The organism is Hoylesella oralis ATCC 33269 (genome assembly GCF_000185145.2).
GTDB classification, from domain to species: domain Bacteria; phylum Bacteroidota; class Bacteroidia; order Bacteroidales; family Bacteroidaceae; genus Prevotella; species Prevotella phocaeensis.
Genome location: NZ_GL833119.1, coordinates 1,736,661 through 1,749,374, shown reverse-complemented (window position 1 = coordinate 1,749,374; position 12,714 = coordinate 1,736,661). Strand labels below are relative to the sequence as shown.

The window sequence follows — 12,714 nt, the reverse complement described above, 5'->3', positions numbered from 1 at the left end:
AAGGTGCTTTTTGAGTACCTTTGCAATAATTAATAAGGAATATGTTTATGCAGCCAATTTTTATTGCGGGGCCTTGTGTCATTGAATCACAAGAATTATTAAATACGGTAGCAGAAGAATTGAATAGGTTAAACCGCCTGTTAGGCATTGATATTATCTTTAAATCATCATTTGACAAAGCTAATCGTACCTCCATACACTCTTTTCGAGGCCCGGGATTGGACAAAGGACTGCAAATGCTTTCCGATATCAAGCAAAAATACGGCCTGAAAATTCTCACAGATATTCATGAGAGTTATCAAGCTGAGCCCGTAGGCAAGGTATGCGATGTAATTCAAATACCGGCTTTCTTATGCCGGCAAACAGATTTACTCGTTGCTGCAGCAAAAACAGGGAAGACAATAAACATTAAAAAGGCGCAATTTTTAAGTGGAAAGGATATGAAATTTCCTGTAGAGAAAGCGTACGATGCCGGTGCCCAAAATGTTTGGTTAACAGAACGAGGCAATACTTTCGGTTATAACAATTTGGTTGTAGATTTTAGAAATATCGCCGATATGAGAGAAATTACCGATACCGTGATAATGGATTGTACACACAGTGTGCAAAGGCCGGGAGGGGAAAACGGAACGACCGGAGGAGACCGCCGTTTCGTACCGGCTATGGCATTGGCGGCCAAAGCATTTGGTGCCGGCGGATATTTCTTCGAGGTACATCCTGAGCCCGATAAAGGTTTAAGTGATGCATCCAACATGCTGGAACTAAATAAGTTGGAGAAACTTATAAAACAGCTACTTGCATAAAGTAATAATCTGACAATTAATTCAAAATCAATGAACGACATCAATAAAGAACGAATGAAGAATGTCACGGCCTATGCAACACAATGCTTGAAAGACGAGGCAAATGCAATACTTGACTTAATCCCCCAGTTAGACGAGAATTTTTCTAAAGCTGTAGAGATGATATTCCATTGTAAGGGGAAAATTATCGTTACAGGCGTGGGAAAAAGCGGTAATATAGGAGCCAAAATAGCAGCTACATTATCTTCAACAGGAACACCTGCATTCTTCATTAATCCTCTTGATGTATATCACGGTGATTTAGGTGTAATGACACCCGACGATGTTGTGCTTGCTCTGAGCAATAGCGGACAGACCGATGAGTTGCTCCGTTTTATTCCGATGGTTCTTCACATGAATGTACCAATTATTGCAATGAGTGGTAATCCGGACTCTCTGCTTGCGAAATATTCAAATATTCATATTAAGGTTTGGGTAAGCAAAGAGGCATGTCCGCTTAACTTAGCACCGACAAGCAGCACTACTGCTGCGCTTGCTATGGGCGATGCTTTAGCCATAGCACTTATGCAAGTAAGGAACTTCAAGCCACAGGATTTTGCTCAATTCCACCCGGGAGGCGAACTTGGAAAACGACTTTTAACAACTGCCGAAGACGTTATGCGTTCAGATGATCTTCCTATCATCCCTCAAGAAATGCACCTTGGCGAGGCAATTATTCATGTGAGTAAAGGTAAATTAGGCTTAGGTGTATCTTTAATGGATAATAAAGTTTCGGGACTTATTACGGATGGCGACATTAGACGTGCCATGGAGAAATGGCAAGCACAGTTCTTTGATCATACCGTAGGTGACATTATGACAAAACAACCAAAGACCGTGCTACCAAATACAAAGTTATCTGAAATTCTGCGAATTATGCACAAATATAAAATTCACACCGTATTGGTAACTGACGAAGAAAATCATCTATTAGGTGTTGTCGACCATTATTCATGCATGGTATAAATTTACCATGAAATGACCATTTATGAATAGAGAAAGTTTCATACCTTTCAAAGACTCTTCTATAAAAGGAATATTATTGTATATATTCCTTCTTTTTTGCATGTCATCCAATGCACAGACTTCAGACTCGCTCATTGTACAAATATTGCGCAACGAAGGTGTCAAGTTTTCGCATAACAATTCTGTTACACTATTGATGAATGGCCAAGAGAAGTTCGACGACATGTTTACAGCCATACAGCAAGCCAAAAGTAGCATCCATCTCGAATACTTTAACTTTAGAAACGACTCTATTGCCAACAAACTCTTCGATCTTTTGGAAGAAAAAGTAAAAGAAGGTGTAGAAGTCAGAGCATTATTCGATGCCTTTGGTAACATGTCAAACAATCGTCCACTAAAAAAAACTCACTTGAAAAAGATACGAGATAAAGGTGTTGAAATTTATAAATTTGATCCGATCACATTTCCGTGGATCAACCATGTATTTTCCCGCGATCACAGAAAAATCGTGGTGATAGACGGAAAGATTGCTTATACCGGAGGCATGAATGTTGCCGACTATTACATTAAAGGAACAAAAACTGTTGGTTCGTGGAACGATATGCACTGTCGTATCGATGGGGATGAAGTAAACACATTGCAGAGAATCTTCCTGAAAATGTGGAATAAAGTAACTGGGCAAAATATCCACGGCGCTAAATACTACCGCGGATACAAACCAATCGACTATTTCATCGGTTTGAAACAGGATACAACCGTTACTGCATATCACAAGATGGTTGGTATCATTAATAGAGAACCACACACAACAAATACTATTATTAGGAAATTTTATACAGAGGCAATTAATGTTGCAAAAGATAGCATTAAGATCATTAATCCCTATTTCACACTGAATCATGGTATCAAAAAAGCGTTGAAGAAAGCCATCAAGCGGGGAGTAAATGTACAAATCATGCTTTCCACAAAGAGCGATATTCCACTGACACCCGACTGTGGTTTCTATAATGCTCATCAACTAATGAAACGCGGTGCTACGGTGTGGATGTATACTGCCGGTTTTCATCATACAAAAATTATTATGGTGGATGGAAAGTTTTGCACCGTGGGAAGTGCAAATCTGAATGCAAGAAGCTTGAGGTGGGATTACGAAGATAATGCCATAATCATAGATCAAGCTACAACGAAAGAATTAAATAATCTTTTTGACAAAGACAAAACTGATAGTTTCAAACTCACACCAAAGAGTTGGAATGCTTTCCGTACACCGTGGCAAAAGTTCCGCGGATGGTTTGCACATCTACTATCTCCTTTCCTTTAAATCTTATTGATATCCACGTATCCATGCATAACGGCATAAATAGTCAATGCTGATACGCTCTTCATTCCCAACTTCTCCATGATATTTTTCCTGTGGGTAATCACTGTTGTTATACTAATATTCAACCGCCCCGCAATCTCTTTATTGATAAATCCTTGTACAATCAAAGATAACACCTCTATCTCGCGTCCTGTCAGGATTTTGGTCCGCAGCATCTTCTCCTGCATCTTTTTCGGTTCAGCCGGTAGCCTTTTCCCTCCGACATGTGCGTATTGAACTAACATTAATACGGAACGAACCAGTTGCTCCTCCGGTACATTAATATACAAGCAATGAAAATCAGCCAATCGATTATCAATCGCAGCAGATGCTGTTAACACGATTGTCTTCATTCTGCGCTCTATAAAAAAGCTATAATTTTGCGATACGACATCCTCATCGACAAAAAAATGAAAATATCTCTCAAGATCAGCGGCCATTATTTCCTTAAAAGAAAGAAATGTATCTATCGCCATAATTGGCATAACGTTTTGCAGCAACTGCCTCATACCCAATACAGAAAGGGTATTGAGACCTATGATTGCAATGCGAGGTCGGCTATCTGTCATAATTCTTTCTTCTTTTTTATTTGATAAAGTTATTCCACGTCACATGAGTTTCCAAAACAAACCGTATTATTTTCCCTCACACCAATTACTCTACTTTACATTGCAAGAATAAAAACATTCGTATTTTAACACCTTTACCATAAAGGAACAAAAGATATCGGTTAATACTCTGCCCAACTTTTGATATCTATATCATCAAGTTTCAAAGCACAGAACGACTGAATAAACGCACTCGCTAAGCGACTGTTCGTTATCAATGGAATATTAAGATCAATAGCAGCTCTACGAATTTTATAGCCATTCGTCAGTTCACGAGGCGTAAGATCCTTAGGAATATTAACCACCATATCGATTTTCTTCTCATGAAGTAATGTAAGTGCTTGTGGTTCCTTTCCCTCGTCCGAAGGCCAAAATACTCGTATATTGTCTATACCATTATCGGATAAATACTTAGACGTCCCCCCCGTGGCATACAATTTGTATCCATATCTTATAAGCGTCTTTGCAGAATCAAGCATCTCAGCCTTTTGCTTAGCCCCTCCCGTTGAAAGCAATACGGTATGTTTCGGAATTCGGTAACCCACACTCAGCATACTCTTCAACAATGCCTGATTGGTATCATCTCCCAAACAACCGACTTCGCCGGTAGAAGCCATATCAACACCAAGAACAGGATCAGCCTTCTGCAAACGGTTAAACGAGAACTGGCTGGCTTTAATACCTACATAATCCAAATCAAACAAGTTCTTATTCGGCTTTTCTACTTGTATACCGAGTATTATCTTCGTAGCCAAATTGATCAAATTTAATTTCAACACCTTACTTACAAAAGGAAAAGAACGAGAGGCTCGCAGATTACATTCAATAACAAGGATATCGTTCTCACGTGCCATAAACTGTATATTGAACGGCCCATTGATATGTAACGCCATCGCTATTTGACGACTGACACGCTTGATGCGACGTACCGTTTCTACATAAAGTTTTTGTGGTGGGAACTGTATCGTAGCATCTCCAGAATGCACACCGGCGAATTCAATATGTTCGCTGATGGCATAAGCCATGATTTCGCCATTACGCGCCACGGCATCCATCTCTATTTCTTTTGCATTTTCGATGAATTTACTTACTACCACGGGATGATCTTCTGACACATTGGCGGCCAACTGCAGAAAACGCTCCAACTCTTCTTTGTTAGAACAAATGTTCATTGCCGCCCCTGAAAGTACATACGATGGACGAACCAATACAGGAAATCCCACTCTATCTACAAACAGTTTTATATCATCCATCGAAGTAAGTGTGCTCCATTCGGGTTGATTGATACCGTTACGTGTAAGCAACTCAGAGAATTTAGCCCTATCCTCTGCATTATCTATATCTTTAGCGGCAGTACCAAGAAGTGGAACATTCTCTGCATCTAACCACATGGCCAGATTATTGGGTATCTGTCCACCCGTTGACACGATAACACCATAAGGCATTTCGAATTCTATAATATCTAACACACGCTCGAAAGTAAGTTCATCAAAATACAGACGATCACACATATCATAATCTGTCGATACTGTTTCAGGATTATAATTGATCATAATCGATCGGTATCCTTCCTTACGTATCGTGTTCAGAGCCTGAACACCACACCAATCGAACTCCACCGAACTGCCTATGCGATAGGCACCGGAACCGAGCACAATAATAGAGCGTCTGTCAGTATCAAACCGCACATCACTCTTCACACCTGCATAAGTAACATAGAGATAGTTGGTCTGTGCTGGATATTCAGCAGCAAGTGTATCAATCTGCTTGACAACCGGCAAGATACCAAAACTTTTACGCAACCTCCGGACAATAAGTGCAGCTTTGTGCATATTGCAGATTTCCTTATCCAATCGAAGAGCACGTGCAATCTGGAAATCTGTAAATCCATATATCTTTGCTATACGTAGCAAATCTTTATCCACTGAATTAATACTCGTGCACCGCTTTAAATCCTCATCAATATCAATGATATGTTTCAGTTTCTGCAGAAACCATCTGTCAATCTTTGTCAACTCATGAATTTGGTCTATGGTATACCCCTTATGCATTGCTTTCGAAATAACAAAGATACGTTTGTCGGTAGGTTCTTTCAAAGCAGCGTCGATATCAGATATAACAAGTTCTTTATTTTCAACAAATCCATGCATTCCCTGCCCGATCATGCGCAGTCCCTTCTGGATAGCTTCCTCGAAATTACGTCCGATAGCCATTACTTCTCCCACAGACTTCATTGATGATCCTAATTCCTTATCTACTCCATGAAATTTGGATAAATCCCAACGCGGTATCTTACAGACGACATAGTCTAAAGCCGGTTCAAAGAATGCACTCGTTGTTTTAGTAACGGAATTCTTCAATTCAAATAGCCCATATCCCATACCGAGCTTTGCTGCTACAAAAGCAAGAGGGTACCCTGTAGCTTTAGAAGCCAGAGCAGAAGAACGACTCAAGCGGGCATTCACTTCTATAACGCGGTAATCTTCGCTTTGTGGATCGAAAGCATATTGCACATTACATTCTCCAACAATGCCGATATGGCGTACAATCTTTATCGAAAGAGCTCTTAACTTATGATATTCGCTATTTGTTAATGTTTGAGATGGAGCTATGACAATAGATTCCCCCGTATGGATACCAAGCGGATCGAAATTCTCCATATTGCAAACAGTGATACAATTATCATATCTATCGCGAACCACTTCATATTCTATCTCTTTCCATCCTTTCAGACTTTTCTCTACAAGAACCTGTGGAGAAAAGGAAAAAGCTTTCTCTGCCAATACATTCAATTCGTCCTCATTATCGCAGAAACCACTACCAAGTCCTCCAAGTGCATAGGCTGCACGGATGATAACGGGATAACCAAGATCGGCTGCAGCCTTCCTTGCCTGTACTATGTTCTCACATGCCTCACTCTTGATTGTCTTAATATTGATCTCATTCAATTTCTCCACAAAGAGTTCACGATCCTCGGTATCCATAATTGCCTGTACAGGGGTACCGAGCACTTTCACATTGTATTTATCGAGCACACCGCTTTTAAAGAGCTCTACTCCACAGTTCAATGCGGTCTGTCCGCCAAAAGATAAAAGAATACCATCAGGGCGCTCTTTCTGAATAACACGTTCAACGAAATAAGGCTGCACAGGTAAAAAATAAATTTGGTCTGCAACACCTTCGGAAGTCTGTACTGTCGCAATATTGGGATTTATCAACACCGTAGACACACCCTCTTCCCGCAATGCTTTGAGTGCTTGCGAACCGGAATAGTCAAATTCCCCTGCTTCGCCAATCTTCAAAGCCCCAGAACCCAAAAGCAGAACCTTTTTTATGTTTTCATCTTTCATGATGTTTTTTACTTTAATGTTTCAACAAATTTATCAAATATGAATTCAGTATCAACCGGACCAGAACATGCCTCAGGATGAAATTGCGACGTGAACCATGGATTAATCTTATGTTTGATACCCTCATTACTTCCGTCATTCATATTGATAAACAATTCTTCCCATTCTTCTCCAAGTGTTCTGGTATCAACGGCATATCCATGATTTTGACTTGTAACGTAACATTTATTAGTTCCAACCATACGAACAGGCTGATTATGCGAACGATGACCATATTTAAGTTTATAAATACTCGCTCCTCCTGCTTTAGCCAAAAGCTGGTTTCCCATACAAATTCCACATATAGGTTTCCTACTCATGCTGATTTGTTTACGGATAATATTGACAGCCTCTTCGCATATATCGGGATTGCCCGGCCCATTGGCAAGAAACAGACCATCAAATTCTAAGTTCGTGTAATCATAATTCCACGGAACACGTATTACTTCTACCCCACGATTAATTAGGCTTCTTATGATATTTGCCTTAACACCACAATCTACCAAAATAACTTTTTTACCGGCTCCCTCATTGTATTTGATGATTTCTTTGCAGCTAACCTTATCGACAAAGTTGACTCCTTCGTAACTTGCATCCGGAATATTGGCCGGTTCATCATCGAAGATGATTTTCCCCACCATTACTCCATGTTCACGCAACACCTTGGTGAGTTCTCGTGTGTCTATGCCAGTAATACCGGGAACCTTTTCCCTTTTCAGCCATTCTGCAAGACTTTCATGGGCATTCCAATGGCTGTATTGTTCACTATAATCAGCAACAATGATAGCAGACGCATAAATTCTATCGCTCTCCATAAAAGTAGGTATACCATTTGCTTCGAAAGTAAATGGCGGTACACCATAATTTCCAACCAAAGGATATGTAAGCGTCATTAGTTGTCCTGCATACGACGGATCCGTCAGACTTTCCGGATAACCCATCATTGCCGTATTGAACACAACTTCTCCAGCCACCGGAGCCTCATATCCAAAGCTCTTTCCATGAAACTTTGTTCCATCCGATAATAATAGCGTTACATTTCTCATTACATGCTTAAAATTTCTGTTCGTACTGATACACTTTCTCTATATAATTGATATACGACTGATTGCAAAGCTTAGCCCCACCCTGCGTTGGGAAATTCCCCGTAAAATACCAATCCCCATGATTATCGGGGATTGCCGTATGCAGACCTTCTATCGACTGATAAACAATCTCTACAGGAGTAGTCATTCCATCGGGACGTAGCATCTCTACAATCTTTTCATTGATTTCTTCTACAGTAAACGGTTCGTAAATATCCCTTACCCAATTCCTTATCTCTGATTTCTGCGTCTTTATTTCTTCAAGACAATTTCTGTAAGTATCTTCTATCAGTTGATGCATTCCCCTATCTTTTATCAATTCTATAGCCGCACGAAATGCACAGAATTCTTCAAGACGGGCCATGTCAATACCATAATAATCAGGATAACGTATCTGCGGAGCACTACTAACAACAACTAATTTTTTAGGATGCAGCCTATCCAATATTCTGAAAATACTCTCTTTCAACGTCGTTCCACGCACAATACTATCGTCAATAATTATAAGATTGTCTTCATAAGGATGGAGACTCTCGTAAGTAATATCGTAGACATGCGAAGCAAGGTCTTTACGTGAATTGCCTTCAGTAATAAAAGTACGCAACTTGATATCTTTCCACGCAACCTTCTCCACACGGACAGATTTTGAAAGAATGCTCTCCAATTCCTCGCGGCTTGGCTTATGATCCAAATGATCAATTGCTTGTATCTTTTTTTTATGTACATACTCTTTAAATCCTTGAATAAGTCCATAAAAGGCAACTTCCGCAGTATTAGGAATAAATGAGAATATAGTGTGATCCACATCATTATCTATGGCTTTGAGTACAGGCATGGTCAGTTGTTCTCCAAGTTTCTTGCGCTCTTTATATATATCACGGTCGCTTCCACGACTAAAGTATATTCGTTCAAACGAGCATGCGCTATCTCCTCTTTGGTTAAGTATGCGCTCAATGGTACACTTACCGCTCCGGTTTACAATTAAAGCTGTTCCCGGAAGCAACTCCTGCACATCGTCGCATTCGATATCAAATGTCGTCTGCAATACAGGCCTCTCACTTGCAAGCACCACAATATCTTCGTTCATATAATAATATGCCGGACGTATTCCCCAAGGATCACGCATAGAAAACATTTCTCCACTGCCTGTAATACCACATACTACATAACCGCCATCAAAATCGGCCATTGTGGTTTTCAAAACATTGCCCATTTTAACGTGATCTTCTATATACGAAGTGATATTTTGATCCTTTAATCCCTTTGCTTTTGCATCTACAAAGTTCCGCTCTACTTCCCTATCCAGCCTATGCCCCATCAACTCAAGCATGATATAGCTGTCGCTATAAATACGCGGACACTGTCCTTGTTTTGTCAGTTTTTCGAATATTTCATTAATATTCGTCATGTTAAAGTTTCCGCAAAGACTAAGATTCTTGGCACGCCAATTATTCCTACGCAAGAAAGGATGTACATAAGAAATTCCCTGCCTCCCAGTTGTAGAATATCTCAAATGCCCCATATACAGTTCTCCGGCAAACGGTAGACACTGTTTAGCGAAATCCACATCGGCAAGTTGTTCTTTAGATAAATTGGCAAAATTATTCTGGACAGCACCAAAAATCTTAGTAATTGCATCCTTTCCTTCTGCCCTCTCCCTAAACATGTATTCCTGTCCGGGCTCCGTATCCAACTTTACACAAGACAATCCGGCGCCTTCCTGCCCGCGGTTATGTTCTTTCTCCATCATCAAATAGAGTTTATTCAGACCATACATCCACGTTCCATATTTATGCTGATAATATTCCAATGGCTTTAATAACCTTATAAGCGCAACGCCACATTCATGTTTTAAGACTTCCATCAATTCTTTACTAAAACTTCTCTAAAAATATTTTATCGTCTATACACCTATACTCTAAGCCAAGTTTATAATCTATTTAAACCTGCTATTCCTACATTCTATCATCAATAAAAAGATGATGCATCTCTAATAAACTTTAAGAGCCAAGAGATTAGCAATCTCTCGGCTCTTAAATATTTATTTGCGAAGAATGTTCACTAACAATGAAGCAACCGAAGTAACTATTCCAACAAACGAGAACCAGAGCGTTGTGGAAGAACCTATAGATGAATTCTTTGCTCTAACGCCATTTGGTTCTACATATAATATATCATTTTGCTGTAAATAATAATAAGGCGAGTTAAGTAAATTCGCATCATTAAGATTCAGCCGATGTGCGCTCTTCTGTCCTGTCTCATCTTCACGTATTAATAACACATTGTCTCGTTTACCGTAGATAGTTAAGTCGCCTGCTTGCGCCAAAGCCTCGATCACACTCATCTTTTCTGTCGTTACAGGAATAACCCCCGGCCTATTAACTTCTCCATCTACCGTCACTCGATAGCTTGACATTCGTACTGTAACAATCGGATTTTCCGTCTTTGCCATATAAGGCAATATCTTATCTCTAATCGTATTCTGGCATTCATTCTTGGTCAGTCCTGCAACATGCAAGGTTCCTACGACAGGGAAATTAATATTACCATCATTATCTACAAGATATGTCTGTAAACTCCCCGTGCTGCTTCCTGACGCATTTACAGTATTTAATGCAGATAAATTAAAAGGTCTGGCAGCCTCCGGATCTGTGGTACTGACAGTTATCGATAGCATATCTTTCGGCATGATCTTTGCATCATAAAGCCCACGTGATGGTGCTAAACTGATTGAATCGATATTCTGAAAATAAGCAACTTTCTTACTTCCCGAACATCCTGCCATCGCTATCAACAACGACAGTGCGAACATCGGCATAAAAAATCTCTTCATACAATGGATGGGTTATTTTTATAATCTTTGGCAAAATTAGTCTTATTTTTTCAAAGAGGCAAATATTTATTAGTTTAATTGACCATAGATATAATAAAAACAACACGCTTAAATGATAAAATCATGTTGGGGAAATATACCTTTTTACATTATTATAACTAATATCTTCGACCAATCGTGCCAGCAAAGGCTCATTATAGGGTAACAATCCCCTCTCAACGAAATTCCCGACTACGTTACACAATATTCTTCTAAAGAACTCGTGCCTTGAGAAAGATAGTAAAGAATGACAATCGGTCATGAAACCTATAAAATGCGAAAAGTTCCCATCAACCGAAATTGCATTAAGATGACGCAATATGGCATCATACTGATTATTTAACCACCATCCCAACCCGAATTGTATCTTTCCCTGACAAGAACCGTCCTGAAAGTTTCCTAACATAGCTGCAATCATATCATTCGACGAAGGATTTATCGAATATAGAATTGTGCGAGTCAGCTTATTCTCCGAACTCAAATAATCCATAAAATGCCCCATTGCTTTCGCTGTATTAAAGACACCTATCGAATCAAAACCATATTTTCGGCCAACAGACCTACTAATTAAATTACTTTTGTCGTGGATTGCTCCGCAGTGGAATTGCTGCGTCCATCCCGTAGCATAGTCCATCTCTGCCATTTTTCTTAAAAAGCAATGTTTGTATTGATGAATTTCAAGAGTTGAAAGTCTCATCCCACGCATCGCTTTCCTAAATATTGTGTCTATTTGAGAGTCCGTAAATTCTTCATCATAAAATTCTTCTATATCATGATCTGACAGACAACATTCATGATCAACAAAATATTGATGACGCATGCTTAATGCTTCCAGCATGTCCGAAAAGCTACGAATGTCAAGATCAGCTGTATTCCCAAGCCTAATTAATATAGTCGGCAAAACCTTCCCTTTCTATGTTCATAGCCTGATCCGGGCGCCACGATGGATACATTTTTGTATTTTTATCTTTTTGATTATGCTGCCGATGACTGGTTAAATCCTCAGTAGGATCATCGGTAGTCCATAATACTTCGACATGAAACTTTCGCAACAATTCCAATGAAGAATACTCTTTTGACTGCAATTTCTCATTACATTCGTCATAAATTTCACGAGCTGTTTCGGGAGATAACACCTTAGTAATTCCAAATACTGTCTTCAATTCCAAACACGATAGTAGATACAATGGCTCACATACTGTATATGGAAACACTTCGGCCCATTTCTCAAATTTCTCCCAGTCGCTGCATTCCTCTCCTATGCAGTACTTCTCTTCGACTCCATGAGTACGCATTGCACGCCATTTATAGACATCATCTTTTATCCATAACTCTGTGATAGACCTGAAATGACGGTCCTCCGCTACCAATTCAGGTTTCAAATGGCAGTGATAATCATATATGGGCATCGCCTTTGCGTAATTATGATACAAATCGCGGGCAATCGTTGTGTCTAACAAAAAATCTTGGTCTAAAAAATTTTTCATAACTTGTTAATATATGGTGTTTGCAAATATACATATTTAAATTGTAAACTATTTACATTTTAGTTTTAATTTTCTCATCAAATTTCCAGCAGCTTGAAAAAATAT

General features: G+C 39.4%; 8 protein-coding genes and 1 pseudogene. 3 read left to right on the top strand and 6 right to left on the bottom strand.

The genetic code is table 11. The features are described 5' to 3' along the window. The first annotated feature begins 47 nt into the window (after positions 1-47). From kdsA to cls, 3 genes are all read left to right on the top strand, one after another. Complete coding sequence (gene kdsA / locus HMPREF0663_RS09700) at positions 48-803, top strand: 3-deoxy-8-phosphooctulonate synthase (RefSeq protein WP_016665147.1); 756 nt, start codon at positions 48-50, stop codon at positions 801-803. A gap of 30 nt (positions 804-833) precedes the next feature. Next, entirely contained in the window at positions 834-1,808 is a 975-nt protein-coding gene (locus HMPREF0663_RS09695) for a KpsF/GutQ family sugar-phosphate isomerase (protein ID WP_004370313.1), read from the top strand. A 100-nt stretch (positions 1,809-1,908) separates the two neighbouring features. Beyond that, positions 1,909-3,129, top strand: a complete 1,221-nt coding sequence (gene cls, locus HMPREF0663_RS09690; RefSeq protein ID WP_374188039.1) for a cardiolipin synthase — start codon at positions 1,909-1,911, stop codon at positions 3,127-3,129. On the opposite strand, the gene HMPREF0663_RS09685 is transcribed toward cls, so the two are convergent. The 6 genes and pseudogenes from HMPREF0663_RS09685 to uxaC form a co-directional block, all read right to left on the bottom strand. Further along, positions 3,126-3,737: a response regulator transcription factor gene (locus HMPREF0663_RS09685; RefSeq protein WP_004370311.1), complete on the bottom strand. Its 612-nt coding sequence runs from the start codon at positions 3,735-3,737 to the stop codon at positions 3,126-3,128. The two genes, cls and HMPREF0663_RS09685, sit on opposite strands and share 4 nt — an antisense overlap. Before the next feature lie 161 nt (positions 3,738-3,898). Then, positions 3,899-7,126 carry a carbamoyl-phosphate synthase (glutamine-hydrolyzing) large subunit gene (carB, locus tag HMPREF0663_RS09680; protein WP_004370310.1) on the bottom strand — a complete coding sequence of 1,076 codons (3,228 nt, stop codon included), beginning with the start codon at positions 7,124-7,126 and terminating at the stop codon, positions 3,899-3,901. An 8-nt stretch (positions 7,127-7,134) separates the two neighbouring features. Further along, entirely contained in the window at positions 7,135-8,211 is a 1,077-nt protein-coding gene (carA, locus tag HMPREF0663_RS09675; protein ID WP_004370309.1) for a glutamine-hydrolyzing carbamoyl-phosphate synthase small subunit, read from the bottom strand. A gap of 7 nt (positions 8,212-8,218) precedes the next feature. Further along, complete coding sequence (locus HMPREF0663_RS09670) at positions 8,219-10,114, bottom strand: amidophosphoribosyltransferase (protein WP_004370308.1); 1,896 nt, start codon at positions 10,112-10,114, stop codon at positions 8,219-8,221. Between the two features lie 177 nt (positions 10,115-10,291). Then, a complete protein-coding gene (locus HMPREF0663_RS09665) occupies positions 10,292-11,083 on the bottom strand; it encodes a polysaccharide biosynthesis/export family protein (protein ID WP_004370307.1) in 792 nt (263 codons plus the stop codon). Between the two features lie 121 nt (positions 11,084-11,204). Beyond that, a pseudogene (uxaC, locus tag HMPREF0663_RS11990) lies at positions 11,205-12,609 on the bottom strand (glucuronate isomerase). Positions 12,610-12,714 lie beyond the last annotated feature (105 nt).